This is a genomic window from Nonomuraea sp. NPDC050022, assembly GCF_044460705.1.
Classification (GTDB): Bacteria; Actinomycetota; Actinomycetes; order Streptosporangiales; family Streptosporangiaceae; genus Nonomuraea.
In genome coordinates this window covers 170,258-195,435 of record NZ_JBITKE010000012.1, presented here as the reverse complement: position 1 = coordinate 195,435, position 25,178 = coordinate 170,258, and the positions used below count along the sequence as shown (strand labels likewise).

The 25,178-nt window shown below is 69.4% G+C and carries 24 protein-coding genes; 6 read left to right on the top strand and 18 right to left on the bottom strand.

Going from position 1 to position 25,178, the window contains the following annotated elements; all coding sequences use genetic code 11:
- Nucleotides 1-112 precede the first annotated feature (112 nt).
- From ACIBO2_RS43585 to ACIBO2_RS43575, 3 genes are read right to left on the bottom strand one after another with little or no spacing between them, the layout of a single operon-like run.
- Nucleotides 113-502, bottom strand: a complete 390-nt coding sequence (locus tag ACIBO2_RS43585) for a hypothetical protein (protein WP_397304107.1) — start codon at nt 500-502, stop codon at nt 113-115.
- The gene (locus ACIBO2_RS43580) at nt 499-1,821 is read right to left on the bottom strand and encodes a hypothetical protein (RefSeq protein WP_397304106.1); all 1,323 of its coding nucleotides are present in this window, start codon (nt 1,819-1,821) and stop codon (nt 499-501) included. Before ACIBO2_RS43580 ends, ACIBO2_RS43585 begins: the two co-directional genes overlap by 4 nt.
- On the bottom strand, nt 1,818-2,975 hold the full coding sequence (locus ACIBO2_RS43575; RefSeq protein WP_397304105.1) for a hypothetical protein: 1,158 nt from the start codon (nt 2,973-2,975) through the stop codon (nt 1,818-1,820). The genes ACIBO2_RS43580 and ACIBO2_RS43575 overlap by 4 nt, the downstream gene beginning before the upstream one ends.
- Before the next feature lie 283 nt (nt 2,976-3,258).
- On the opposite strand from ACIBO2_RS43575, the gene ACIBO2_RS43570 reads away from it, so the two are divergent.
- From ACIBO2_RS43570 to ACIBO2_RS43555, 4 genes are read left to right on the top strand one after another with little or no spacing between them, the layout of a single operon-like run.
- Complete coding sequence (locus ACIBO2_RS43570; RefSeq protein WP_397304166.1) at nt 3,259-4,074, top strand: ATP-binding cassette domain-containing protein; 816 nt, start codon at nt 3,259-3,261, stop codon at nt 4,072-4,074.
- Nucleotides 4,071-5,054, top strand: coding sequence for an ABC transporter permease (locus tag ACIBO2_RS43565; protein WP_397304104.1), 984 nt, complete (start codon nt 4,071-4,073; stop codon nt 5,052-5,054). Before ACIBO2_RS43570 ends, ACIBO2_RS43565 begins: the two co-directional genes overlap by 4 nt.
- Before the next feature lie 43 nt (nt 5,055-5,097).
- The gene (locus tag ACIBO2_RS43560) at nt 5,098-6,060 is read left to right on the top strand and encodes an ABC transporter substrate-binding protein (protein ID WP_397304103.1); all 963 of its coding nucleotides are present in this window, start codon (nt 5,098-5,100) and stop codon (nt 6,058-6,060) included.
- A gap of 30 nt (nt 6,061-6,090) precedes the next feature.
- On the top strand, nt 6,091-6,708 hold the full coding sequence (locus tag ACIBO2_RS43555) for a TetR/AcrR family transcriptional regulator (RefSeq protein ID WP_358551358.1): 618 nt from the start codon (nt 6,091-6,093) through the stop codon (nt 6,706-6,708).
- A gap of 34 nt (nt 6,709-6,742) precedes the next feature.
- Here ACIBO2_RS43555 and ACIBO2_RS43550 read toward each other — a convergent pair whose 3' ends face one another.
- The 5 genes from ACIBO2_RS43550 to ACIBO2_RS43530 all read right to left on the bottom strand — a co-directional run bounded on the left by ACIBO2_RS43550 (nt 6,743) and on the right by ACIBO2_RS43530 (nt 10,207).
- Complete coding sequence (locus tag ACIBO2_RS43550) at nt 6,743-7,009, bottom strand: hypothetical protein (protein ID WP_358551360.1); 267 nt, start codon at nt 7,007-7,009, stop codon at nt 6,743-6,745.
- 70 nt (nt 7,010-7,079) lie between these two features.
- On the bottom strand, nt 7,080-7,931 hold the full coding sequence (locus ACIBO2_RS43545) for a helix-turn-helix domain-containing protein (RefSeq protein ID WP_397304102.1): 852 nt from the start codon (nt 7,929-7,931) through the stop codon (nt 7,080-7,082).
- A 56-nt stretch (nt 7,932-7,987) separates the two neighbouring features.
- A complete protein-coding gene (locus ACIBO2_RS43540; protein ID WP_357950999.1) occupies nt 7,988-8,248 on the bottom strand; it encodes a hypothetical protein in 261 nt (86 codons plus the stop codon).
- A gap of 88 nt (nt 8,249-8,336) precedes the next feature.
- The gene (locus ACIBO2_RS43535; RefSeq protein ID WP_397304101.1) at nt 8,337-9,344 is read right to left on the bottom strand and encodes a phosphotransferase family protein; all 1,008 of its coding nucleotides are present in this window, start codon (nt 9,342-9,344) and stop codon (nt 8,337-8,339) included.
- Between the two features lie 56 nt (nt 9,345-9,400).
- Nucleotides 9,401-10,207, bottom strand: coding sequence for a GNAT family N-acetyltransferase (locus ACIBO2_RS43530; RefSeq protein WP_397304100.1), 807 nt, complete (start codon nt 10,205-10,207; stop codon nt 9,401-9,403).
- A 65-nt stretch (nt 10,208-10,272) separates the two neighbouring features.
- Here ACIBO2_RS43530 and ACIBO2_RS43525 point away from each other — a divergent pair, with 65 nt between their 5' ends.
- Entirely contained in the window at nt 10,273-11,157 is an 885-nt protein-coding gene (locus ACIBO2_RS43525; protein WP_397304099.1) for an ROK family protein, read from the top strand.
- Here the strand turns inward: ACIBO2_RS43525 and ACIBO2_RS43520 are convergent.
- From ACIBO2_RS43520 to ACIBO2_RS43480, 9 genes are all read right to left on the bottom strand, one after another.
- Nucleotides 11,147-12,277 (bottom strand): methyltransferase domain-containing protein, encoded by a 1,131-nt coding sequence (locus ACIBO2_RS43520; RefSeq protein ID WP_358551370.1) that lies wholly within the window; start codon nt 12,275-12,277, stop codon nt 11,147-11,149. The two genes, ACIBO2_RS43525 and ACIBO2_RS43520, sit on opposite strands and share 11 nt — an antisense overlap.
- Nucleotides 12,274-12,423, bottom strand: a complete 150-nt coding sequence (locus ACIBO2_RS43515; protein WP_357951012.1) for a hypothetical protein — start codon at nt 12,421-12,423, stop codon at nt 12,274-12,276. Before ACIBO2_RS43515 ends, ACIBO2_RS43520 begins: the two co-directional genes overlap by 4 nt.
- Nucleotides 12,424-12,515: 92 nt before the next feature.
- The gene (locus ACIBO2_RS43510; protein ID WP_397304098.1) at nt 12,516-14,216 is read right to left on the bottom strand and encodes an acyclic terpene utilization AtuA family protein; all 1,701 of its coding nucleotides are present in this window, start codon (nt 14,214-14,216) and stop codon (nt 12,516-12,518) included.
- Complete coding sequence (locus tag ACIBO2_RS43505; protein WP_397304097.1) at nt 14,213-14,995, bottom strand: enoyl-CoA hydratase-related protein; 783 nt, start codon at nt 14,993-14,995, stop codon at nt 14,213-14,215. The genes ACIBO2_RS43510 and ACIBO2_RS43505 overlap by 4 nt, the downstream gene beginning before the upstream one ends.
- Nucleotides 14,992-16,860, bottom strand: coding sequence for an acetyl/propionyl/methylcrotonyl-CoA carboxylase subunit alpha (locus tag ACIBO2_RS43500; RefSeq protein WP_397304096.1), 1,869 nt, complete (start codon nt 16,858-16,860; stop codon nt 14,992-14,994). Before ACIBO2_RS43500 ends, ACIBO2_RS43505 begins: the two co-directional genes overlap by 4 nt.
- Complete coding sequence (locus ACIBO2_RS43495; protein WP_358551468.1) at nt 16,857-18,389, bottom strand: carboxyl transferase domain-containing protein; 1,533 nt, start codon at nt 18,387-18,389, stop codon at nt 16,857-16,859. The genes ACIBO2_RS43500 and ACIBO2_RS43495 overlap by 4 nt, the downstream gene beginning before the upstream one ends.
- Before the next feature lie 53 nt (nt 18,390-18,442).
- Nucleotides 18,443-19,075, bottom strand: coding sequence for a TetR/AcrR family transcriptional regulator (locus ACIBO2_RS43490; RefSeq protein ID WP_358551378.1), 633 nt, complete (start codon nt 19,073-19,075; stop codon nt 18,443-18,445).
- 88 nt (nt 19,076-19,163) lie between these two features.
- On the bottom strand, nt 19,164-21,473 hold the full coding sequence (locus tag ACIBO2_RS43485) for a protein kinase (RefSeq protein ID WP_397304095.1): 2,310 nt from the start codon (nt 21,471-21,473) through the stop codon (nt 19,164-19,166).
- 172 nt (nt 21,474-21,645) lie between these two features.
- Nucleotides 21,646-23,007 carry an FAD-linked oxidase C-terminal domain-containing protein gene (locus ACIBO2_RS43480; RefSeq protein WP_358551382.1) on the bottom strand — a complete coding sequence of 454 codons (1,362 nt, stop codon included), beginning with the start codon at nt 23,005-23,007 and terminating at the stop codon, nt 21,646-21,648.
- Between the two features lie 112 nt (nt 23,008-23,119).
- On the opposite strand from ACIBO2_RS43480, the gene ACIBO2_RS43475 reads away from it, so the two are divergent.
- The gene (locus ACIBO2_RS43475) at nt 23,120-23,641 is read left to right on the top strand and encodes a hypothetical protein (RefSeq protein ID WP_358551384.1); all 522 of its coding nucleotides are present in this window, start codon (nt 23,120-23,122) and stop codon (nt 23,639-23,641) included.
- A 160-nt stretch (nt 23,642-23,801) separates the two neighbouring features.
- Here the strand turns inward: ACIBO2_RS43475 and ACIBO2_RS43470 are convergent, their stop codons facing one another.
- Nucleotides 23,802-25,007 (bottom strand): aminotransferase class I/II-fold pyridoxal phosphate-dependent enzyme, encoded by a 1,206-nt coding sequence (locus ACIBO2_RS43470; RefSeq protein ID WP_358551386.1) that lies wholly within the window; start codon nt 25,005-25,007, stop codon nt 23,802-23,804.
- Nucleotides 25,008-25,178: the final 171 nt, after the last annotated feature.

Genomic DNA, 25,178 nt, shown 5'->3' with positions numbered 1-25,178 from the left:
GAAGACGTTCCTACCGTTTTCGCGAGAGGGTTCGGGCGTGGGCCGTGCAAGCTGGTAGATCTGGACCGCCGTCTACCAGGATCTCGCGCCATGCTGACCGGTCACGCGCCGATCAGCCGGTGATCGGCGCGTTCACGGTCAACACCTCCTCGCCCGCAGGTCCGGTCAGCCGGATCGAGAGTTCCCAGACGCCGGTCATCGGAAAGAACTCCCCCTCGGCGACGAAGTGGCCCGGCTCCGGCTCCCGGGCGGTGATCTCCGGCATGGCGTGGCCCATGGTGGGCATCACCGCGGACAGGGCCGCGTCGTCCGCGTCACCTGAAGTCAGCCGCACGTCCACGACGACGCGTCCCGTGGTCGGTTGGTCGATCGAGACGGTGGCGGCATAGTGCGTTCCCCTGGCGGTCACCTGGAGCGGATCAGGGGTTGAGTTTCTTCCTACGATGAGGAACGTCACCACTGCCACCGCGAGGACGGCGACGGCCACCGCTGCGCGCTTCACTGCGCGGCTCCCGATGCCGTGACGTTGATAGTGAAAGGTGCGGTCACGATGTGGTCGCCGGTCGAGTACTGGGTCCACGCGAGATAGCGGCCAGCCGACGGGAAACTGAAGGTGAAGCGGAGCCGGGGGCCGGGGGTACCCATCTCGTGTACGTGGCCGAGGAAGGTGCCGTCCTGGCTGCGGACGATCAGGTGGCCGGTCATGCCCAACCAGGGGCGTGGAGTGCCGGACGTGTTGAGTTCGATCGTCGTTGGGCGGCCAGCGACCGGAGCGGCGGGCTGCAGGAGCGGCGTGACGGCCTCAACAGGTGTCTCCGCCCCAACAGAAGCGGCGTCACCGTTAACGCTGAACTCGCCGGTGATGAGTTGCCCGCCGGAGTCCTCGCGCTCCAGTTCGGCGTACGCCAGATACCGGCCCGGCCGGTCGGCTCGCATCTTGACCTCCAGCCGGCCCGGTGCCGTGCGCAGCGGATGTATGTGGCGGAAATAGCGCCCGTCCTCGCTTGTCACGATCACGTGGGCGAGGGCCTCGTGGTGCAGGACGAGGTCGTCCACGGGCCGGCCGGTGGAGCCGTCGACCAGGTCGAGCCGCAACGTGAACTCCTCTCCGGAGGCCGGGCGGGCCGGGAGCGTCGTCATCCGGCCCTGCGCGAACGGGCGCCCGCCGGTCTGCGCCCCCGACGCCGTCCCAGATGCCGCCCCCGCTCCCACCGTCGGCGCCACCGTGGGTGGGGCGCCGTCGGGTGGGGCGGCGGGGAGTAAAGGCTCGAAGATGACGACCATGGCGGCGACCGTCAAACCGATCGCGGCGCCGCCGGTCAGCAGCATCGCCTGATTGCGGCGGGCCAGTGCCCCGGTGAGCAGGCCGCCGATCATCAGCAGGGCCGCCGCGAGCAGGCCGCCGTAGATCAGCAGCTCTATCGCCGACCCGCGATCTACCAGGACGCGGAACGGCACCACGGCGGTCTCGTTCCCGGCCCGCAGCGTGAGTTCGTGCGGGCCGGTTCGGTCCACCTTGAGCTGCGTGTACTGAGGTTCGTACGCGGCTCGCGCTACGCCCGTCACCGTACGGCCGTCCGCGACCGAGCGCAGCTCCAGGGCGACCGGCAGGTCGGTCACCGGCTGGAAGGCGATGACACCGACCTGCAAAGGCCCGGGCACCCGCTTCGTCCCCTTGATCACGATGGTGAGCTCCGTGCCCGCGATCGTCTGGGCGATCCGCAGATCCGCTCCGACCGTGACATTGTGCGCGGCGGCCGGAGCGGCGCCCGCCAGCATGAGGACGGCGGCCAGACAGAGGACCCGGAGGACTCGGATCATGCCCGGTCGGCGTCGGCCGCGCTGGGCGGAACAGGCTCGGGGTTGACCGCGCTGGGCGGAACGGGCTCCGCGTCGGCCGCGCTGGGCCGAACACGCTCGGCAGTGACCGCATTGGGCAGGAACAGCGCCCCGAGCGCGAGCCCGACCAGTCCCGCCACGACCGGCGCGCCAGTCCACAGCTCGGTGACGGCAGGCAGCCCGCCGCCCGCCACCGACGCCGCCCCCATGTACAGCGACCAGGTGAGGAAGCCCGACAACCCAGCGAACGCCCAGTAAGCACCCCGCCGCTCGCCCGAGGGCTTCAGCCAGAGGATCAGCAGGTCACTCACGAGGCCCGCGGCCACAAACGTCAGAAGCACCGCCAGATTCCCGAACGCCGTCTGCGCGCCCGACATCAGGATGCCCACCGCGTGCAGGATGGTCACGCTGCCGAACGGCAGGCGCCAGCGGCGCGCCAGCAGCAGTACGGGGGCGAGCGTGACGACGTTGCTGATGACCATGCCGGCGGCCAGCCGGTCGGCGCCCTGGCCCTCCATGTCGGAGAAGGCCCTGACGATGCCCTGCGGGCTCCACTGCAGGGCATCGGCGTACCCCAGGAACAGCGACACCAGCGTGGTGGCGAACGCGAGCCCGATCAGTGCCGGGAGCATCCGGCCCAGCGAAGGGCTCGGGCCAAGGCCGGGGACGTTCCACAGGGAGCGGAGCGGTGTGGTGATGATGAGGAGCATCGTCACGATCAGCCCGAGATGCGAGGGGCTGAACAGGATGTTGAGGGTGGTCTCGATGCCGAGGAAGGTGTGCCACATCATGTCCGCGAGCCCGAAGACGGCGAACCCGGGAATCGCGAGCAGCCCGGCCAGGTAGCCCGTGGGCACCGCCGCGACCCCCTGGCGGCCGGTCTGGACGTTGCGCCACACCTGCCAGATGATCCAGCCGGAGACCACGGCGAACCCCGAATAGAACGCCGCGTGCCAAGGCGTGAAGAACGTCTCCAGCTGCGTCAGGTTCGAGTGCGCCCACGCGTCGATCATCAAGCCGATGCCGAACCAGACGCCCAGCAGCGCGGTGACCAGGTCCGTTCTGGGGGACACCCAGCCTCGTTGTTCTCCCGAGTCCGCGAGTAATCGCCGTATTCCGGTGTCGGTCACTGCCATGTCAAGACTTCCTCCTTCTAGATCGAATCGATCGGACAGCTCGCATCCTGGCAGACGGAGCTGGGAGATGAGCGCCCGGGTGATGATCTTCTCGAAGGACGATCATCATCGCCCCGCCCGGCCGCGTGCGGGAAAGGGACGTACGGTATGCGTCCGGGTTCTTCGTGACGCCAAGTCCCCAACAGCGTAAGCGTCCATGGGCTCAGGGAGCTTCGCACGGCCATACCAAGCCGTGTGAAGATGTGGGTTGACAACGATGTCATTAGCAGCACTTGATAGTTCTATGTCCGCACCGCTGCTGGAAGCCCGGGGGATCGTCAAGAGTTACGGCCACGTGGAGGCGCTGCGCGGCGCGGACTTCGCGCTGCTTCCCGGCGAGGTCGTCGCGTTGATCGGCGACAACGGGGCCGGGAAGTCGACGCTGGTCAACATCATTTCGGGCTCCGAAGGGCCGGACGCCGGTGAGATCGTCGTGGATGGCGAGACGGTGGAGTTCGGGTCGGTGGAGGACGCCAGGGAAGCCGGGATTGAGACGGTCTATCAGGATCTCGCGCTGTGTGCCGATCTGAGTCCGGCGGCCAACTTCTTTCTCGGCAGGGAACTGCTGCAAAAAGGTCTGCGCGGTCGGCTCGGGCTGCTCGACAACGCGGCCATGCGGGCCCGTACCAGAGAAGCCTGTGAAACGCTCGGAGTGCGGCTCAAGTCGCAGAGCGCGCCTGTTTCCACGTTGTCGGGCGGGCAGCGGCAGGGGGTCGCGGTCGCGCGGGCGGTGACGTGGGCGCGCAGGGTGGTGTTCATGGACGAGCCGACCGCCGCGCTCGGGGTCGTGCAGACGCAGAAGGTGCTCGATCTCATCCGCAGGGTGCGGGACACCGGGGTGGCGGTGGTGCTGGTCAGTCACAACATGCAGGACGTCAAGGCGGTGTCCGACAGGGTCGAGGTGCTGCGGTTGGGGCGGCGGGTGGCCAGGTTCGAGACGGCGCGGGTCTCGATGGAGGATCTGGTCGGCGCCATGACAGGCGCCATCGAACAAACCTCCGGTCAAACAATCGAGCCAGCCGAAGGCCAGGTCGCCGAGCAATCGGAGATTCCCAAGTGAGCGTCATTGAATCGCCGCCCGAAACGAGCGCCCCCGAGAAGACCCGCCTGCGCGACCGCCAAGTCGTCTGGATAGCCGCCGTCCTAGCCGCCCTCGTGATCCTCTTCTCGATCCTCCGCCCGACCAGCTTCGCCACCTCCTTCAACCTCCTCAACCTCGTCAGCGACGCCGCCATCCTGCTCCTCCTCGCCACCGGCATGACCTACGTGATCATCACCGCGGGCATTGACCTCTCCGTAGGCGGCGTGCTGGTGTTCAGCGCGGTCGCGGCCACCAAGCTCATGGACGCCACCGGCTCACTCCTGCTCGGCGCCGCCACCGCCGTACTGACCGGCCTGGCCTGGGGGCTGCTGAACGGCTTCCTGATCGCCAAGGGCCGCATCCCGGCGCTGATCGTGACGCTCGGCACCCTGGGCATGTCGCTCGGCGGCGCGCTGCTGCTGACCGGCGGCGTGGACCTGCGCGCGCCCGGCGACCTCAACCTCGGCCTGGGGCTGGCGCGCTGGCTCGGCGTGCCGGTGATCGCGTGGATCTGCGCCGCGATCACCATCGTGCTCGGCGTCACGCTGGCGCGCACCCGCTTCGGCCGCCACACGTACGCGATCGGCTCCAACGCCAAGGCGGCCCGCCGCGGCGGCGTGGCCGTGAACAAACATTTGATCAAGGTGTACGGCCTGGCGGGGCTGCTGGCGGGCCTGGCCGGGTACCTGTCGCTCGCCAAGTACGGGATCACCGGCGTCTCCGCCCACTCCACCGACAACCTGCAGGCCATCGCGGCTGTGGTGATCGGCGGCACCTCGCTGTTCGGCGGCGTGGGGACCGTGGTCGGGACCGTCATCGGGGTGTTCATCCCGGTGGTGCTGCAGAACGGGTTCCAGATTCTCGGGGTGCGGCCGTTCTGGCAGCAGGTGGTGGTGGGCGCCGTGCTCGTCGCCGCCGTCTATGTCGATCAGTGGCAGCGGGGCAGGCGCGATCAGTAAGACCAGTGGCAGCGCGGCAGGCGCGACCAGTAAGGAGACAACCATGCGCAAGGCTTTGGCACTCGCGACGCTGTTGCTCACCGTCGCCGCCTGTGGTGGTGGCGGTGGGACGACAACCCAGAGCGGGCCCACCAAGATAACGCTCATCCAGGGACTGGCCGGCGAGGAGTTCTACGAGACCATGGCCTGTGGCGCGAAGGCCAAGGCCAAGGAGTTGGGCGTGCAGCTCGACGTACAGGGGCCGCAGAAGTTCGATCCGACGCTGCAGACGCCGATCGTCAACTCGGTGATCGCGAGCAAGCCCAACGCCATGCTGATCGCGCCGACCGACGTGAAGGCGCTGATCGCGCCGCTCACCCAGGCCAAGCAGCAGGACATCAAGATCATCCTGGTGGACACGGTGGTCGAGGATCCGAGCATCGGCCTGTCCCGGATCAGTACCGACAACGTCAAGGGCGGCGCCGCCGCCGCGAAGGCGCTGGCCGAGCAGATCGGCGACAAGGGCAAGGCGCTGGTCATCTCCACAGACCCGGGCGTCAGCTCGGTGGACGCCCGGATCAAGGGGTTCGAGGAGGAGATCAAGGCGAGCCACCCGGGGATCTCCTATCTCGGCGTGCAGTACTCGCACAACGACGTCAGTGAAGCGTCCAAGATCGTCAACGCCGCGCTGGCCAAGGACCCGGACCTGGCCGGGATCTTCGCCACCAACCTCAACTCCGCCACCGGCGCGGGCTCCGCGCTCCAGCAGGCGGGCAAGCTGGACAAGGTGAAGATGGTCGGTTTCGACGCCGGTCCCGCACAGGTCAAGCAGCTCCAGGACGGTGTCGTGTCCGCCCTGATCGCCCAGCTGCCCGGCGAGATCGGCGCCAAGGGCGTAGAGCAGGCCGTCGCCGCGGTGAAGGGCCAGCCGGTCACCGCCTCGATCCCGACCGACGCCACGATCGTCACCAAGCAGAACCTGAACACCCCCGAGATCCAGAAGGTCCTCTACAAGTCAGGCTGCTAAGGGCCAGCTGAGGGCGGATAGGCTGACCCGGTGCGGAGTACGAACCGGGCCGAACAGGCAGACCAGCGCAGGGCCGAGCTCCTGGAGGCCACCCGCAAGGTGGTCCTGGAGCGCGGCCTGGCCCACACCCGGATCGCCGACATCGCCAAGTCGGTGAACGTCAGCGGCGGCCTCATCCACTATCACTTCGCCACCAAGGACGAGCTGATCACCGCCATGCTGCGGGCCACCCTCGACATCGAGGGCGCCCGCCTGGGGGAGCTGGCGGCCGGCCCCGGCACCGCGGTCGAGCGCCTGGACCGGGTTCTCCGCTATTACATCCCGGAGTCCCGTTCCGACCAGAGCTGGCTGCTGTGGATCGACGCCTGGAACACCGCCCTGCGCGAGTCGGCGGTCAGCGAGATCATGCTGGAGCTCGAGTCGGCGTGGCTGGGGGCCCTCACTCAGGTCCTCGCGGACGGTACGGAGTCGGGCGAGTTCAGCTGCGAAGACCCGGCGGCCTCCGCCGAACGCATCGACGCCATGCTGGACGGCCTGGTCATCCGCTACACGCTCCACCCGGCGGTCCTGACCCGCTCCCGCCTGCTGGATCACGCGCACACGGCGGCGGCCAGAGAGGCCGGGATCGAGCCTTCGTCGTTCGAGTAGGGAAGGCGCTTTCCCGACAGGCCTAAAAAAGGAGCTACGCGGGCAACGCGGCCAGGAGGAAGGCCAGCCGGGCGGCCGCGCCCTCGACGTCATCCGTCGTGCCGAGCCGATAGCCCCACGAGGTGAGGAAACTCCCACCCTCGGAAAGGGTGACGGTTTCGGCGAGGTTGGCGGAGAAGCGATTACGCACGGACACGTAAGCGGGGTCGCTGGAAAGCGCGAGGTTCAGAATCGCCAGGTCGGCGTGTCGTCTCGCGTACCAAGCAAACCGCTCGAGGCTGAGCGCGGTGTCAAGCATCATGCATCACCTCCGCAACGTTCTCGCGACAGAATTGCACGATCTTGTGGTGGGAGGCAAGCAATTGCGATGGTTAATGTGAGGATTGTTTGCGGTAGTCGTTAAGAATGCCGATGATGACGTCCCGGCCCGCCTCGTCGAACTCCGCGCACTTCGCGTAGTCCTCGAAGGCCCGCACGTAGAAGGCGATGTCGTCGGGGTCGCGCAGCACCAGGTCTTTCGTCATGGTGGCCAGGCCGATCATGGCCTCGTTGTAGATCCAGAACCCGTTGATCGGCGAGGAGGGGATCTCGGTGCTGAACGGGATGACCCCGAACTCAACGTTCGGCAGCGTGCTCACCGCCAGCAGCCGGTCGAGCTGGCCGTGCATGACGTCGAGCGGGGCGATCCGGGTGCGCAGGGCCGACTCCGTCACGACGAACCTGAACGTCCGGCTCCGGTCATAGAGGATCTCCTGGCGCTGCATCCGTACACGAACGGCCGCGTCGATCTGGTCGGCGGCGCTGTAGAGGCGCTTGACCTTGCGGAAGACGTGCCTGGCGTACTCGGAGGTCTGCAGCAGCCCGATGACGATCGCCGGCTCGAACACCCTGAAGAGCTTGGTGCGGGCCTCCAGGTCGCGGATGTCCTCCTGGAGCGCGGCCAGGCCGCTGCGGTGCCGCTGCTTCCAGTCGTCGTGCCGCTCCAGCAGCGCGATGGACTGCCGGATCAGGTCGTCGGCCGTCTCCGAAGACGCGTGTACGGCAGCCGCCCAGACGACCACGTCGTCCTCTGTGGCGGTCTGCCGGGCGTTCTCCAGGCGTGACACCTTCGACGGCTGCCACCGGAGCCTCTCGGCCAGATCTTTGCCCGAAAGGTGGGCGGCCTCGCGCAACTGGCGTAGCTGGCTGCCGAGGTCGACGCGCGCCTGCTGAAACGACGTCACCGCATGAGGCTAGACCGGTTTGCGTGGATCATGCCAGACCCGGTCTGCAATTGTGATCAATCGGTCGCGGGGGGTGTCCCGTCCCTGCTCGGGAAAGCGGTTACCGGAGTTTCGGCCAGGACTCGGCGGGCTATTTCGGTAATGAGCTCGCGGGGTACCTCCACTGCCGTCTCGCCATCGAGGATGTCACGAAGGTCCGCGAGTGCTTCTTTGTCGGTGAGTTCGAGGCCCTGAACGACGATCGTGCCCCGATCGGTCTCGTACAGGGTGGGGCAGGCGCCCGCCTCCGATGTGGAGCCGAGGAACCGCATCCGCATGTCTATCCTTCCCCGAGTATCAACTGCAATTGCGCGCAATTGTATGACTCGGGCGGACATAAATGATCGTTTTGGGAAAAATCGGTATTTAAGGGCTGGCCATGAACTCCTGGGCCCTCGCGAACAGGGCCAGCGTGGTGGCGTGCAGCCGATCCCCGATGTCCTTGGGCGCATGGCCGGCGCAGGCCCTGGCATGGGTGCCCTCCAGCACGATGCCCAGCTTGAAGCAGGCCAGCACGGCGTACCAGTCGATGGCCGACAGGTCGCGCTCCGACAGCGCCGCGTAGTAGGCGACGAGCTCTCCCGGCGGTGGCAGGCCCGGGACGTGTTCGTTGTTCGACGGCCAGGTGGCCAGCAGCCAGCCCAGGTCGAGCAGCGGGTCGCCGATGGTGCACATCTCCCAGTCGACGATCGCCGCCACCCGGGGGCCGTCGTGGGCGAACATCAGGTTCGCGAAGTGGTAGTCGCCGTGCATGACCCCCGGCGTGAACGTCGCGGGCCGGTGCCGCTCCAGCCACTCGGCCGTCTCGGCGAGACGCGGGATGTCGGGTCCGGGGTAGCCGTCGAGCCGGCCGTAGGAGTCGAGCTCCTTGAGCCAGCGCGGCACCTGCCGTTCGAGGAACCCCTCAGGCCGGCCGAAGCCGGGCAGCGCGGCGGGATCGACGCGTCCCAGCTCCGCCAGCGCGCCCGCCGCCTCCAGCCCCATCCGGTGCCGGATCGCCGGGTCGGAGGCGTGCGGCTCGGGCAGTCCGTTCGACGGGTTGACGCCGTCGACCGGCTCCATCAGGTAGTAGACCGGCTCGTCCGCCGTCTGCGCGGCCACCAGCCTCGGCGCGGGCACCGGGGTGTCGCGCAGCGCCGCGAGCACCCGCGCCTCCCGGCGCAGCACCTCGTTGCTCTGCTGCCGCGCGTGCAGGGGAGGTCTGCGCAGGATGTACGGGGTGCCGCCGCGTTCGAAGCGGACCATGACGTTCTGCGTGCCGCCGAGGACCGGGACGGCGTCGCCGATGGCGCCGCCGGGCAGACCCTGGGCGTCCATCCAGGCGCCGAGCGCGCCGAAGTCGATGGCGCCGACGTCGATGTGGGTGGAGGTCATCGCCGCCCTTTAGTAGAATGAAGTTCTAGTACCTTATGAGAGGCACGTTCAGCCGGTCAACCGAGCGCCTGCATGTACGGCAGGAACTGGCGAGCCCGATCGCCAGGAAGCTCGCCGCCCAGCACCATGAGCGAGACCGGCCACGGGTTGCCGATGCCATGCTCACCCGCCCACTTAACCAGGTCGTCCTTGGCCAGATCGAGGTCCAGTCGCACGACGCCGCCCACGTCCAGAGCCAGGTCGCCGATCAGCGCCTCGGCGGTCGCCTGGTCTCGCGCCACGACAGGGCCGATGACCACGTTGCCGTCGTTGCGCCACGCCTGCCCGAACCCGCCCTCGGCGACCCGCACCTGCTCCCCGAACCCGAACATGCGGCGCAGCAGCGCCGACCTGTCCGTGCCGAACACCTCCGCGTCCAGCGCCAGGATCGCGCCGAGATCCTCCTGCGTGGCGGGCCGGGTCCGGCCGGAACGCTCGCCCTGGAAGACACCGGTATGCGCGGCGACCCTGCCGACGGTACGGAAGCCGAGCCGCTCGTACAGCGGGCGCCCGTTCTCGGTCGCGTGCAGCCAGACGACGCGGTCTCCCGCCTGCCGCAGCACGTGCTCCATCAACTTGCCGGCCAATCCCTGCCTGCCGTATCGGGAAGCGGTGAGGACCATGCTGATCACGGCGTGGTCGTGGCCGTAGCGGGTCAGGATGTTCGTCGCGGCGAGGCCGTCGCCGTCGGGCGCGTCGATCCCGTACACCTCGCCGACCTCGAACAGCAGCCCCCACTTGTGCCGCTCGGGCGGCCACTCGCGGTCCCGGGCCAGCCGGGTGCAGGCGTCGAGGTCGGCTTCAGACAGCAGGCGCGGGTTCATGCCGCACAGCCTTCCCGGTCCCCGGCCGCTCGTTCAAACGATTTACTAGGCGTGTGGAATGCGTGGTGGCGGTCGATGTGGGTGGGACGACGCTGAAGGGCGGCCTCGTCGGCCGCGACGGGACTCCGCTGTACGTGGAGCGCCGGACCACGCCGCGCGCCGAGGGCCCCGAACGGGTGATCGCCGCCATCTCGGCCTTCGTCACAGACCTCTCCCGCCGCTGCACATCTGGCGGTCTGGAGCCCGTCGCCGTGGGGCTGGCCGTGCCGGGGCTGGTGACGGCGACGCACGCGGTGTTCTCCGCCGCGATCGGCTGGCGCGACGTGCCCGTCGAGGCGTTCACAGAGGTCGACCTGCCGGTCGCGCTCGGCCACGACGTCCGCTCGGCGGGGGAGGCCGAACTGGCGTACGGCGGCGGGTCGGGGGACGTGCTGTACCTCCCCATCGGCACCGGCATCGCGGGCGCGGTGGTCCTGTCCGGCAGCCTGTACGGCGGAGCCGCCGGCTGGGCCGGCCAGATCGGCCACATCCCCGTACGGCCCGACGGCCTCCCCTGTGCCTGTGGCCAGCGCGGCTGCCTGGCGGCGTACGCCTCGGCCTCGGCCATCGCGGCCCGCTGCGGCGAGGACTCCGCCGCCGACGTGGTCACCCGGGTGCTGAGGGGCGACGCCCAGGCCGTGGCGGTCTGGAACGAGGCGGTGGAGGCGCTGTCCCTGGCCCTGGCCACGTACACGCTGCTGCTCGACCCGGCCCTGGTCGTCATCGGCGGCGGCCTCTCGCTGGCGGGCGACACCCTGATCGCGCCCCTCCGCGACCGGCTGGCGGCCCTGCTCACCTTCCGCCGTCCACCGGCCCTGCGCGTTTCGGCCCTCGGCGTCCACGCGGGTCTCCTGGGCGCGGGCCTCCTGGGCTGGCGCGCCCAGGAGGCTCACGTACGACCTATCGGCTGATGACACGCTCCGGCGTGTCCAGCCAGATGTGCTGGCCCTCGGGGGTGACCGTCATGCCGAACCGGTCACGGTCGGGCTCGCCCCAGCTCACCCACCGGTAGTAGGCGTCCACGGCCTCCTGCCAGACGTCCCGGTCGCCGATCTGGAAGACCTCGTAGACGTCCCGCTTCGGCTCCCAGGTCGCCGCCGCCCACCGGTCGCTGTCGCCGATGACCCACATGCGATAGAAGTCAGCCTCGCGATAGGTGCGAGATTGCAGGCCGGTCAGCGTCGAGATCGCCAGGTCGGCTCCGGCCGGGGCGTAGGCGAGGGTGCGCGGGTCGATCCTGGTGGTGGACAGTTGCGCCTGGTCGGGGTCGAAGTCGCCGATGTCGGTGCTCCGCTGGGAGCGCATCATCATGTACGAGGCGAAGCCGGGGAAGCGGCCGATCGCCGTGCCGTCCGGCCTGACCACGAGCCGCAGCGCATTGTTGAGGCCGAAGCCGGGACAGTATGGGGCGACGATCACCGCGCCGGGCCGGGACTGTGCTATCCAGGCGTAGGGCACGGTGTGGATGCCGCACGTGACATGCACCCGATCGAAGGGGGCGTGGCCGGGGAAGCCGTACGCGCCATCGCCGACGAGAAGATGCGGTTGTACTCCGGCGGCGACGAGGTTCTTGGCCGCCTGCTCGGCGTTAGCCCTGTCGATCTCGATCGAGGTGACGTTGGTCGCGCCGGCCACGTGAGAGAGCAGAGCGGCGGTCCAGCCGGTGCCGGTGCCCACCTCGAGCACCCGATGGCCGGGTTCGGGGTCCAGCCATTGGAGCAGGTCGGCTACGGTGCTGGGCGCGGAATTGGACGAGGTGGAGCCTCTGGCGCCGAGCTGGATCTCGGTGGCACCGTCATCGATCTGGGTGACGAGCACACTGTCGGAGTAGACCACCTCCCACCAGGTATCGGGGTCGGCGTCGCGGTCGATGACGCTCTCACGCTCCTCCAGCCCGACGAACGCCTGCGCGATCGACGGGATGAACAGGTGACGGGGAACGGCTCGCAGCGCGCTGAGCACCCACTTGCTGCGTGGGGAAACGGCCATGATCTCGTCGAGCATCCGCTCGATTCGGCCGGGGGCGTTCACTTCTTGTCCCCGTTGTCTTTGTTGTCCTTGTTGTCGCCCTTTCCGCCGCTGTGCTTGCCGTTTCCGCCGCACAAGGTGTCTTCGTCCTTGGCCTTGGGGGCAATGTACGGCTTGTACTTCTTGGGGTCGCCTTCGTGCTTACCCATGACGATCTCCGTCGCCTAGTTAGCGACTCCGCATAGTCATCCCAGCGCAACCATATGGCTACGGAACGTGATGGGGCAAGTGGATTCCGCTCTCAGGGCAGCAACCTCGCGCACACGTCGACCGGCTGGGCGCGTAGCTGCTCGCCAAGGGCCTTGGCCTGGGGATCCATACGAGGACTGGCCGCCACGCCCCTGCCCAGCAGGCCGTGGACGATGAAGTTGAGCGCGTGGAGGTTCGGGAGCTCGTAGCGGGTGATCCGGTGGGCCGCCAGGTCGGGGAGCAGCTCCTTGAGGCGGTCCGTCGTCAGGTACGCCGCCAGCCAGTCGTACCGCTCCGCCGTGTCGACCCAGACCCCCAGGTTGGCGTTGCCGCCCTTGTCGCCCGAGCGGGCGCCCGCCAGGCGGCCCAGCGGGGTGCGGACCGTTGGCTGGGCGCCCGAAACCCGTGCCGGGGACTGCCGTGCGTCATCGGCCCGCCGTGGTCGCGGAGATGATGAGACGGTGGTTCCATCGCGGTCCGTGACTGTCGGCACCTCCTCGCCGTCCAGAAAGACCCGGGCCCGCACCTCCGTAGCCGGTACCAGCACCGGCCAGTACACCCCATACGGCGACGCGTTGCCTGGCGGGGCGAGACCGTAGAAGCCGGGGTAACTGGCCAGCCCCGTCTCCACCACAGCCGAGGAGAAGGCGCGGCCGGCCCGGCGCTGGTCGGCGTCCATGACCGTGATCCGCAGCAGCCCCCCGTCCGCGAGCGTGACGTCCACCTCGTCGAACGACTCCTTCGGCACCCTGGCCCAGATCGCCTCCTCCGCCGCGCGGGCCTTGGCCTCGATATCCAGGCCCGTCAGGACCAGCGTCATCGTGTTGCGGTATCCGGCCAGGTAGTTGACCGCGACCTTGAGCGTGCCGGGCGGCGGCTCGCCGCGTACGCCGGAGACGCGGACCCGGTCGGGGCCGTCGTCCGACAGCGTGATGGTGTCGAAGCGGGCCACCACGTCGGGCCCGAGGTAGCGGGGGCCGGCGATCTCGTAGACGAGTTGGCCGGTCACCGTGCCGATCGAGACCAGGCCGCCCGTCCCCGGGTGCTTGGTGATCGCGGAGGAGCCGTCGGCGTGCAGCTCGGCGATGGGGAAGCCGCAGTGCGCCAGATCCGGTACGTCCTGGAAGAACGCATAGTTGCCGCCCGTGGCCTGGCAGCCGCATTCGATGATGTGTCCCGCGACCACCGAGCCCGCCAGCGGGTCGAGGTCGTCGGGCTGCCAGCCGTACCGCCAGATGCCGGGGCCCGTCACCAGAGCGGCGTCCGTGACGCGGCCGGTCACCACGACGTCGGCGCCGGCCGACAGGGCCGCCGCGATCGGGCGGCCGCCCAGGTAGGCGTTGGCGGTCAGGGGCGTCGCGGCGAGCTGCTCGCCGGTGTCGGCGTTGGTCAGGTCCAGGTCGCGGCCGGTGAGGTCGTCGCCGGTGACGTGGGCGACCCTGGGGGAGAGGCCGAGGCGGGCGGCGAGTTCGTGTACGGCGGCGGCGCACCCGGCCGGGTCCAGCCCGCCGGCGTTGGTCACGATTTTTATGCCTTTGTCGAGGCAGGTGCCGAGGACCTCTTCGAGCTGCTTCAGGAACGTCGGCGCGTAGCCGGGGCGGCCCTTGAGGCGGTTGCCGGCCAGGATGAGCATCGTCAGCTCCGCCAGCCAGTCGCCCGTGAGCACGTCGATCGGCCCGCCCTCGACCATCTCCCGCGCGGCCGACAGCCGGTCACCGTAGAAGCCGCTGCAGTTCGCGATGCGCAGTGTCATGAAGAAGGAACCCATTTGGCGGGGCGCTTGCCCATGAAGGCCGCGATGCCTTCCTGACCCTCCTCGGAGGTGAAGCGCTGAGCGGACAGCGCGGTCATCTGCCGCAGCCCTTCCTCGAACGACACCTGCGGCAGCTCCCTGACCAGCCGTTTCGTGATGGCCAGCGCCTCGGGGCCGCCCTTGAGCAGCATCCCGGCGTAGTGCTGCACGGTAGCGTCGAGCTCCTCGGCGGGTACGGCCCGCGTCAGCAGCCCGATCTCCACCGCCCTGGCCGCGTCGAACACCTCGCCGGTCAGGAAGTACTCGGCCGCCGCCCGGGGATCGAGCCTGCGCAGGACCGGTACGGAGATCATCGCGGGCACGACGCCGAGCCGTACCTCCGTGAACGCGAAGGAGGCCGTCACCGGCGCGATCGCGAAGTCGCACGCGGCCACCAGGCCGAGCCCGCCCGCGCGGGCGGTGCCGTTCAGGCGGCAGATGACCGGCTTCGGGCTCTCCCAGATCAACGAGAGGATCTCCGGGAACGACGCCGTCACCGGCGCGTCGCCGACCCCGGAAGCGGGCTCGACGCGCTGCTCCTTGAGGTCGGCGCCCGAGCAGAACACCGGGCCCGCGCCGGTCAGCACGATCACCCGGACCTCCGGCTCGGTCAGCGCCCAGTTCAGCCGGCGTTCCAGGTCGCCGAGCAGCCGTACGGACAGCGCGTTCCTGTTGGCCGGCGAGTCCAGCGTGATCGTCGCGATTCCGCCGGCCAGCTCCTTGTGGACCAGGCTCGTCATGAGTCCCCTTCCCGGATGATCGCCAGCACGGCGCCCGCCTCGACCTGCTGTCCCTTTTCGACGTGTACGCCGGAGACGACGCCGTCGGCGGGCGCGGCGATCTGATGCTCCATCTTCATCGCCTCCAGCACCAGCACCGCCTGGCCCTTCGACACGCGGTCACCCGGCTCGACATCGACCCGCAGCACGCTACCCGGCATGGGAGCGAGGAGTGAGCCGGGCGCGACCTGCTCGACGGGTTCGGGCAGCCGGGGAGCGGGCGTCAGCTCGACGGAACCGCTGGGGGAGTCGACGCAGACCTTACCGTCGTAGTGGGCGATGTCGAAGGTGTGCCGTACGCCGCCGCGTTCCAGGACGATTCTGGACGGGTCCGCATGGACCAGCTCGATTCCGTCGCGAAGCGGCTCGTAGACGACCTCGGCCTCGTCGAAGACGGCGCGCGAGGGCTGCGACCGGACGTTGCGCCAGCCGGAGGGCAGGCTGCGCAGGACCGGCGCGGCGGCCCGGTTGGCGGCGGCCTGGGCCAGGGCGGCGGCCAGCACGGCCAGCTCATCGAGGTGTCTCAGACCGGGTTCGTGTCCGTCAAGGAACCCGGTGTGCGTGTCCCCGGCCCTGAAGTCACGATTTTTCAGGACGCTGAGCAGTAAATCCCTGTTCGTGGTGAGCCCGTGGATCTGAGCGTGTCGCAGCGCCGTCGTCAGCTTCCGTACCGCCTCGTCCCGGGACGAGCCATGAGCGACCACTTTGGCGAGCATCGCGTCGTAATGAGCGGAGACGACCGACCCGGCCTCCACCCCCGAATCAACCCGTACGTCCCCAGGCACCTCGAACCGTCGCAAGACCCCGGTCTGCGGAAGATAGTCCCCGTCCTCCGCGTACAGCCGCACTTCGACCGCATGCCCCTGAGGCGGCGGCGGGGAGCCCGGCAGCGCCAGCCCTTCGGCCACCTCGATCTGCAGCCGTACCAGGTCCACCCCGTAGACCAGCTCGGTGACCGGGTGCTCGACCTGGAGCCGGGTGTTCATCTCCAGGAAGGCCACCTGATCGCCCTTGACCAGAAACTCCACGGTCCCGGCCCCGACGTATCCGATGGCGTTGGCCGCCCTGACCGCCGCCTCGCAGAGCTCGTCCCTGACCCGCTGAGTGATGCCGGGGGAGGGGCATTCCTCCACGACCTTCTGGTGCCGCCGCTGGATGCTGCACTCCCGCTCGCCGAGCGCCCACACGGTGCCGTGCCGGTCGGCCAGGATCTGTACCTCTATGTGCCTGGCCCCTTCGAGCAGCGGCTCGACGAACACGGTCCCGTCGCCGAACGCCGCCTCGGACTCGCGCCGCGCCGACGCGATCTCCCGTTCCAGTTCGGCGGGGTCGCGCACCACCCGCATACCCCGCCCGCCACCACCGGCCGACGCTTTCACCAGCACGGGGAACGCTGTCACTGGGAACTCCGTCACGGCCGCCGTCAGTGACGGCAGCACCGGCACCCCGGCCTCGCCCATCAGCCGCTTGGCCTCGATCTTCGACCCCATGGCCGCGATCGACTGCGGCGACGGACCCACCCACATCAGCCCGGCATCCAGTACAGCCTGGGCGAAGTCCGCGTTCTCCGACAGGAACCCATATCCCGGGTGCACGGCGTCGGCGCCCGCCGCCTGGCAGGCCGCCACGATCCGCTCGATGTCCAGATAGGTCTCCGCGGGCTTGGCGCCGGGCAGCCGTACCGCGTAGTCGGCCTCGGCCACGTGCGGCGCCCCGGCGTCGGCGTCGGAGAAGACGGCCACGGTCTCGATGCCGAGCGAGCGGCAGGTACGGAAGACGCGCCGGGCGATCTCGCCCCGGTTCGCGACGAGCAGACGAGTGATCACGGCCGGAACACCCCGAATCCCGCCGCCTCGGGCACCGCGGCACTGTTGATCGCCGACAGGCACAGCCCCAGCACGGTCCTGGTGTCGCGCGGGTCGATCACCCCGTCGTCATAAAGCCGCCCCGACAGGAAGAACGGCAGTGACTCCGCCTCGATCTGCGCCTCCACCATCGCCCGCATGGCCGCGTCGCCCTCCTCGTCGTACACCTGACCGCGCGCCTCGGCCGAGGCCCGCCCGACGATCGACAGCACCCCGGCGAGCTGCGCGGGCCCCATCACCGCCGACTTCGCGCTCGGCCACGCGAACAGGAACCGCGGATCGTAGGCCCGGCCGCACATCCCGTAGTTTCCGGCGCCGTAGGAGGCGCCCATCACCACGGTGAGGTGCGGCACCGTCGAGTTGGACACCGCGTTGATCATCATCGCGCCGTGCTTGATGATGCCGCCCTGCTCGTAGTCCTTGCCGACCATGTAACCGGTCGTGTTCTGGAGGAACAGCAACGGAGTGCGCGACTGGTTCGCGAGCTGGATGAACTGGGTCGCCTTCTGCGATTCCTCACTGAACAGCACGCCACGCGCGTTGGCCAGGATCCCGACCGGATAGCCGTGCAGCCGCGCCCACCCCGTCACCAGCGAGGCCCCGTACAGCGGCTTGAACTCCTCGAACTCGCTGCCGTCCACGATCCGCGCGATCACCTCGCGCGGATCGAACGGCACCTTCAGGTCCTGCGGCACGATCCCGAGGAGCTCTTCGGCCGGATATCGGGGCTCTTGTACGGCCTGAGGCCGCGTGCCGAGCTTGCGCCAGTCGAGCGACCGGATGATCTGCCGCCCGATCCGCAGCGCGTCGTGCTCGTCGAGGGCCAGGTAGTCGGCCAGGCCGCTGGTGCGCGCGTGCATGTCGGCCCCGCCGAGGGACTCGTCGTCGGACTCCTCGCCGGTCGCCATCTTGACCAGCGGCGGCCCGCCGAGGAACACCTTGGCCCGCTCCTTCACCATCACCACGTAGTCGCTCATTCCGGGCACATAGGCGCCTCCGGCTGTGGAGTTGCCGAACACGAGCGCGATCGTCGGGATCCCCGCCGCCGACAGCCGCGTCAGGTCCCGAAATATCCGCCCACCCGGGATGAAGATCTCCTTCTGCGTCGGCAGGTCCGCGCCACCGCTCTCCACCAGATTGACGTACGGCAGGCGATTCTGGAGCGCGATGTCGGCGGATCTGAGCGACTTCTTGAGCGTCCACGGGTTCGATGCGCCGCCTCTGACCGTGGGATCGTTCGCGGTGATCACGCACTCGACGCCCTCGATCACCCCGATCCCGGTGACCATGCTGGCGCCCACCGGGAACTCGCTGCCCCACGCGGCCAGCGGCGACAGCTCCAGGAAGGGGGAGTCGGGATCGATGAGCAGCTCGATCCGCTCGCGGGCCAGCAGCTTGCCCCGTTTCCGGTGCCGCTCCACGTATTTGTCGCCGCCGCCCGCGACCGCCTTGGCCTGCTCGGCGTCGAGCTCTTCCAGCTTGCCCAGCATCGCCGCGCGCCGCTCCTGATGGTCGGCGCCGCTGGGATCGAGCCTGCTTCGGATCACACGCCCTCCTGTTGCCAACTTGACGCCGATGTCAACCCGATGGCCCTGGCCCAGAGCTTGGTGAGCAGCTCCACCGCCGTCCGCTCGTCGGCCCGCTCGCCCAGGTCAAGCCAGACGTGGGCGAAGTGCTCCACCATCCCGCCCAGCATGACGGCCGTCAGCCGCGGATCGAGGGCCGGGTCGGCCAGCCCCTGCTCCTGCAGCCGGCGCAGCCCCTCGGCACCGCGCCGGACGAACACCTCGCGCAGCTCCAGCAGCAGGCCACGCAGGCCCTCCTCGGCGGTGGCGGCCTGTTCGAGCATCCGGACCAGCCGCGAGTTGGCCGCCCAGGCCCGTAGGTAGAGCCGGTTGGCCGCCTCGATGCGCGCGTACGGGTCGCCGGGCACGCCGGGACCCACGACGCTCGCCGTGAACATCTCCCCGACCACCGCCGCCGCCACCTCGCGGAACAAGGCGTCCTTGGCGTCGAAGTAGGTGTAGAAGGTGCCGTGGGAGACTCCGGCGCGGGCGCACACGTCGTCGATGCGCACCGCCTCGTAGCCGTGCTCGTCGAACGCCTCCCGGCCCGCCCGAACGAGCGCGTCCCTCGTACGCCGTCCTCGGGCGGTCAGCTCGGACTTGACGATCACGTCAACTAGGGTAACCCGCTTGTCCGGCACGCGAAAAGCCCTCCACGACGATCCTTTCCGTCGCGGAGGGCTTGTGGGCCTCGCTATCTCAGGTGCAGTGGCTCCAGCCGGACTTCCAGGACGTGGTGCCCCACGAGCCGCCCCAGATCACGCACTTCTTGACGGCCGCCACTCGCACCGGGCCCGCATAGGCGGTGAACTTGCCCGGGTTGCTGCCGCTGCCGCCGTTCTGTACCTGGAGGGTGGCGTTCATCGAGACCTTGCCGGGATACACCAGCTTGGACATCGTCACGACGCAGTTCTTGCCGTTGCCGTACAGCAGGTAGATCGTCGCGAAGCTGCCCAGCCCGTGGCTGTCGATCACCTTGAAGCCGGAGCCGCACACCGCCGCGGCGCTGAAGGTGTTCGGCTTGGGCGCGACGGTCGGCTTCACCGTTGGCTTCACGGTCGGCTTCACGGTCGGCTTGGTCGTGGGCTTGGTGCTCGGCTGGGGGTTCGGGTCGTCCGTGTTGTCCTCAGTAGGCGAGGTCTTGGGATCGGGGTCCGGGTCCACCATGTCGGTGCGCTTGGTCTTGGTGGGCCTGGGATCCGACTCCGGCTTGTGCGTCTTAGGCTTCGACGTCTGCGGGACAGTGGGGACGGTGACCGGGACCTGGCTGCTCGGGTCCTGGATCACCTGCTCCTTGGTCTTGCTCTTGGTGGGTTCGGGCTCGCTCAGCGTCGGGACCGGCTGCGAGACGACCGGGCTGTCCTCCGTCAAGGGCGGCTCGACGGGCTGCCCGCCCCCGGAGCCGTCGGTGGGGGTGGCCTCGGAGGTGTTGCCGACGGCGACCACCTTCTGGATGCCGCCGCTGTTGGCCTGCACGATCACCGCGCCGCCCACGACCAGCAGGGCCGCCGCGGCGGCGCCGGTCAGAGCGAAGGTCAGGGTACGGCGCTGCTTCGCCGACCCGGCGTCAGCCGCCTGCGGCCCCTGCCCCGGCCCGCCCGCGTCGGGGCCGCGACCGCCAGGGCCGTGAGGGCTGTGAGGGCCGCCAGGGCCATATGCCGGGCTGCCAGGGCCTCCTGCGCCGAAGCCCGGAGCGCCGCTCTGTCCCGGTACGCCGCCCATGGGCTGTCCCGGTACGCCGCCCATGGGCTGGCCGGGAGCGCCTGCTCCCTGGGCCATTGGGTCCTGCCGCGTCGGACCGCCGGGTGCTCCCTGGCCGCCGACGGGCATCCCGGGGGCGGCCGGCGCGCTGCCGTGCGGCATGTTCTGGCCGCTCGGGGGGCTGCCCTGGGGCATGCCGGGTGAACCGGCCGAGGGACCTGCCGCCGCCATGGGAGCCGGGGCGCCGCCCTTGGTCGCGCCGGGAAGGCCGAAGTGACCGGTCTGACCGGTCTGACCGGTCTGGCCGGTCGGACCCGTCTGAGAGGCGGCGCCGGGCCGCATCCAGGGGCCGGGGTAGGAGTCCTGCGGGTTCGCGCCCGGCTGTGGCCCCGTACCTGCCGGGGCGCCCATGACGGCGCCCGTCTGAATGTCAGGCTGAGGGCCGGTGCCCTGGCGGTTCGGGCCCGTGGTCAGCGGGTCCACGGCCGCGGGCGGCGCCGGCTGTCCCGTGAGGTGCACGATCAGCTGGTCCGCGCTGGGCCGCTGCGACGGGTCCTTGGACAGGCACGCCGCCACCAGCTGCCCGAGCGCCCCCTCCATCTCGCCGAGCTCCGGCTCCTCGTTCAGGATCCGGTTCATCACCACGGGAATCGAGTCGGCGCCGAAGGCGGGCTTGCCCGTCGCCGCGAACACCATCGTGACGCCCCAGGCGAACACGTCCGCCGCCTCGGAGACGGCCGCCCCGCTGAGCTGCTCGGGCGCCAGGTACGACGGCGTCCCCATGGCCATGCCCGTGGCCGTCGCCCCGGGGGAGTCCAGCGCTCGGGCGATGCCGAAGTCGATCACGACGGGGCCCTCGGGCCCCATGAGGACGTTCGCGGGCTTGAAGTCGCGGTGCAGGATCCCGGCCCGGTGGATGGCCGCCAGCGCGGTCGCCGTACTGATCGCGAGCCGCTCCAGCGCCGCTCCCCGGCGCGGGCCCTCGTTGATCACCAACTGCCGGAGGGACGGCCCCGGTACGTACTCGCTCACGATGTACGGCCGGCTGCCCTCAAGGTCGGCGTGCAGCACCGGAGCCGTACAGAACCTGGCCACCCGCTGCGCCACCGCGACCTCGCGCAGGAATCTGCTCCTGGCGTCAGCGTCGGCCACCAGCGCGTTGTGCAGCAGCTTTACCGCCGCCTGCTCGCCGGTGTCACTCTGGCCGAGGTACACGACTCCCTGGCCGCCCTCACCAAGCCGGGCGACGAGGTCGTAGGCCCCCAGCCGCCGCGGGTCGTCCGCCGCCAGCGGCTGGTGCTGATTCACGCCGTACCCCCAAGACCACGTATAACAAATCGTCAGATGGTGCGAACGCTACCAGCGTGACCCTTGGGGCGTTGCCCGGACCTGTCAGATGTTTCGTCTTTTGACGCAGAATGTCAGTGTTTCGGGGCAGGTCGTGTCCACATTGGCCGGACTAGGTCACGGCTTGGTGAACTCAGATCGCTTTACCCGGATTGAGCAGGCCAAGCGGGTCGAAGACGGCCTTGATGCCCTGCTGCATCTCCTGCGCCACCGGTCCGAACTCCAGGCCGAGCCAGCGCCGCTTGAGGACGCCGACACCGTGCTCGCCGGTGAGCGTTCCCCCAAGCCGCAGAGCGTGCTTGAACACCTCGTCCGCCGCGGCCCACACCTCGGGCGGCGGCTCGGCCGTACCGTGCTCGAAGATGAAGACCGGGTGCAGGTTGCCGTCACCGGCGTGCGCGACTGTGGCGATTTTCACATCGTGCCGTACGGCGGCGGCCTCGATCGCCATGATCATGTCGGGCAGCACCGAACGCGGCACGCACACATCCTCGACCAGGCACGCGCCCATACGCTCCTTGGCGTCGTAGGCCATCCTGCGCAGCCCGATCAGCTCCTCGGTCTCCTGCGGGCTGGAGGAGACCGCCACGAACGACGCGCCGTTGTCGACGCACAGCTGCTCCATGCGCTTGACGACCGACTCGCTGTCCGACGCGTCGGACTGGCCGATCAGCATGGCGATCGTGCTCGTTTCCAGGCCGATGTTGCGATAGTCGTCGATGGCCTCCAGCGTCGCCCGGTCGAGCAGCTCCATCAGCGACGGCTGGCACCCGGCGGCCATGATCGCCGACACGGCCGCACCCGCCTCGCGCAGCGAGCCGAACTCCGCCGCGAACGTCGCCGGCGGCTTGTCCGGTGCCCTGCGCAGCCGTACCGTCGCCGAGGTGATCACGCCGAGCGTGCCTTCCGAGCCGACGAACAGGCCGGTCAGGTCGTACCCGGTGACGCCCTTCATCGTGCGCCGGCCCGTCTCGAGGATCCGGCCGTCGGCCAGCACCACCTCCAGGCCGAGCGCGGAGTCGCGGGTCACGCCGTACTTCACGCACCGCAGCCCGCCCGCGTTGGTGGCCAGGTTGCCGCCGATCGTGGAGATCTCGTACGACGACGGGTCGGGCGCGTACATCAGCCCGTGCTCCCTGGCCGCCCGGTCGAGGTCGGCGGTGATCACCCCGGGCTCGACCACGGCGATCTCGTCGGCGGGGGAGAGCTCCTTGATCGCCGTCATCCTGGCCACGGAGAGGATCACCGACCCGTCGCCGGCGGTGGCGGCGCCGGCCAGCCCCGTACCCCCGCCGCGCGGCACTACCGGGACCCGGTGCTCGGTCGCCCACCTGAGCGTCGTCACCACATCGTCACGCGACGTGGCGAGCACCGCGGCCAGCGGCTTGCCGGGCTCCAGGAACGTACGGTCGCGGGCATAGGAGTCGATGACGTCGGGGTCGGTCAGGACACGGCCCTCAGGCAGGGCGTTCACCAAGGCATCAATGGGTCTCACAAGGGAAACCTTACGGTTTGCGCCGACAGCGGCTAAAGGCCAGACTGCCCAGGTGGAAGTCACGTGTCCGGTATGCAGCCAGTCTGACCAGGTATCCGCAGTCCCTGGAGTGGTGGCGGCGGGCACCACGTACCGGATCGGCCGCGCCCGGATGGCCGCCACGCGCGACATCGTGGACCTGCCGACGGCGGCCTCGCTGGGCGCCTCGAAACACCTCATGAGCCGTACGCAGCTGGCGGTCTGGCTGTCGTTCCCCAGCCGCCACTACACGGCGTGGACCAGGAACCAGGGCTACATCCTGCTCGGCGTGGCCGCCCTGGTCCACCTGGTGACCGCGCTGGTGATCGCGATGGGCAAGGACGCGAACTGGACCGAGGTGCTGCTCGCGCCGTTCTGCCTGACCGGGTTGTTCTGGGGGTTCGGGCTGCTGTTCGTGCTGGGGTCGTACGGGGCCCGCAAGCGGGACACGGCGGAGGCGCCGGCCCGGGTGCAGGCGCTCACCGTGTGGGAGAGGTTGTGTTACTGCCCGCGGGACAACGTGGTGTTCGAGCCGGGCGTCGGGGTGTCGTTCCACCCGAGCGAGACCCGCGAGTACATCTTCGGCTTCCGCAAGACTCAGACCCGCACCATCTAGCCAGCCCCGCACTTCCGGTACGGCGGGCAGGCCGTACCGGAAGCCGCAGGTGTGTCAGGCGCGCGGGCCGAGTCGAAACGGCGGAATCAGACCCGCGAACCGTCGGACCAGGCGCGCGGGCTGAGTCGGAACCGTTGGATCAGGTGCACCCGTTGGCGGATCAGGCGCGCTCTTCGGCCACCGCGCGGACGCAGATGGCCAGACCGGCGATGGCCTGCTCCAGCTCCTCCAGATCGGGATAGGTAGGTGCGATCCGGATCGTCCGGTCGTCGGGGTCCTGACCGTAGGGGTGGGTGGCCCCGGCCGGGGTCAATGCGATCCCGGCCGCCTTGGCCCTGGCCACGACCTCACCGGCATGCGACACCTCGAGGCTGATGAAGTAGCCGCCCTGCGGGCTCGTCCAGGTGCCGAGGTCGCCGAGCTCCTTGGCCAGCACCCGGTCGACGAGCTCGAACTTGGGCCACACCAGCTCGGCGTGCTTGCGCATGTGCGCGGCCACCCCGTCGGCGTCCTTCAGGAACTCGACGTGCCGGAGCTGGTTGAGCTTGTCGGGCCCGATGGACTGCTTGGCGGTGTTGGCCAGGAACCACTTCACGTTCGCGGGCGAGGACCCGAAGAACGACACGCCGCTACCCGCCAGGGTCACCTTGGACGTGGACCCGAACACGAAGGCCCGGTCGGCGTTGCCGTACTCCGCGGACAGGGCCAGCAGGTCGGCCAGCTCGGCGTGGGTGTCGGTGAGGTGGTGGACCGCATAGGCGTTGTCCCAGAAAATCCTGAAATCAGACGCCGCCGTGGACATAGCGGCCAGCCGCCGCACGGTCTCGTCGCTGTAGGTGGCGCCGGACGGGTTGCTGTACTTCGGCACACACCAGATGCCCTTGACACTCGCGTCCTCGGCGACGAGTCGCTCGACGACGTCCATGTCGGGCCCTTCGCCGTTCATCGGCACGGGCACCATCTTGATCCCGAACCGCTCACAGATCGTGAAATGCCGGTCATACCCCGGCACCGGGCACAGGAACGTGATCTCCGGCTCCTCCACCCACCGCCGCTCGGCCCCGGGCACCTTGGTGAGCAGCGCGTGCACGATCGTGTCGTGCATCACCGCAAGGCTGGAGTTGCCGCCGACGACCAACTGCTCGGCCGGCACTTGCAGCAACGGCCCGAACAGCTCCCGCAGCTCGCTGAGCCCCTGCAGGTTGCCGTAGTTACGCCCGTCGGTGCCGTCGGCCGCCTTGTAGGACGTCGGCAGTTTGAGCAGGTCATTGGCGAGATCCAGCTGTCGCGGCGACGGCTTCCCCCGGGTCAGGTCGAGCGAAAGGCCACGCTGGACGAGTTCGGCGTAGTCGCGCTGAGCGTTCACTGGATCTACTCCTCCGATCGGGTCGGATACGAAGGATAGAAGACGTACGGCCCTGAGCAGGAATCGGTCCGCCATGTGGATGGCCGGCCGCGCAGCAAGGTCCACGCACTTGGAGGACGCAGCTGCGGGAAGCTGCCGCAAAACCGGATGAATGAAGCGGTAAGTCGCACT

What these genes read in the sequence shown, in the direction of transcription:
- ACIBO2_RS43580 (WP_397304106.1), bottom strand. Translation starts at nt 1,821, where the DNA reads ATGATCCGAGTCCTCCGGGTCCTCTGTCTGGCCGCCGTCCTCATGCTG.
- ACIBO2_RS43575 (WP_397304105.1), bottom strand. Translation starts at nt 2,975, where the DNA reads ATGGCAGTGACCGACACCGGAATACGGCGATTACTCGCGGACTCGGGA.
- ACIBO2_RS43570 (WP_397304166.1), top strand. Translation starts at nt 3,259, where the DNA reads ATGTCCGCACCGCTGCTGGAAGCCCGGGGGATCGTCAAGAGTTACGGC.
- ACIBO2_RS43560 (WP_397304103.1), top strand. Translation starts at nt 5,098, where the DNA reads ATGCGCAAGGCTTTGGCACTCGCGACGCTGTTGCTCACCGTCGCCGCC.
- ACIBO2_RS43550 (WP_358551360.1), bottom strand. Translation starts at nt 7,009, where the DNA reads ATGATGCTTGACACCGCGCTCAGCCTCGAGCGGTTTGCTTGGTACGCG.
- ACIBO2_RS43540 (WP_357950999.1), bottom strand. Translation starts at nt 8,248, where the DNA reads ATGCGGATGCGGTTCCTCGGCTCCACATCGGAGGCGGGCGCCTGCCCC.
- ACIBO2_RS43535 (WP_397304101.1), bottom strand. Translation starts at nt 9,344, where the DNA reads ATGACCTCCACCCACATCGACGTCGGCGCCATCGACTTCGGCGCGCTC.
- ACIBO2_RS43530 (WP_397304100.1), bottom strand. Translation starts at nt 10,207, where the DNA reads ATGAACCCGCGCCTGCTGTCTGAAGCCGACCTCGACGCCTGCACCCGG.
- ACIBO2_RS43515 (WP_357951012.1), bottom strand. Translation starts at nt 12,423, where the DNA reads ATGGGTAAGCACGAAGGCGACCCCAAGAAGTACAAGCCGTACATTGCC.
- ACIBO2_RS43510 (WP_397304098.1), bottom strand. Translation starts at nt 14,216, where the DNA reads ATGACACTGCGCATCGCGAACTGCAGCGGCTTCTACGGTGACCGGCTG.
- ACIBO2_RS43505 (WP_397304097.1), bottom strand. Translation starts at nt 14,995, where the DNA reads ATGACGAGCCTGGTCCACAAGGAGCTGGCCGGCGGAATCGCGACGATC.
- ACIBO2_RS43495 (WP_358551468.1), bottom strand. Translation starts at nt 18,389, where the DNA reads ATGCTGGGCAAGCTGGAAGAGCTCGACGCCGAGCAGGCCAAGGCGGTC.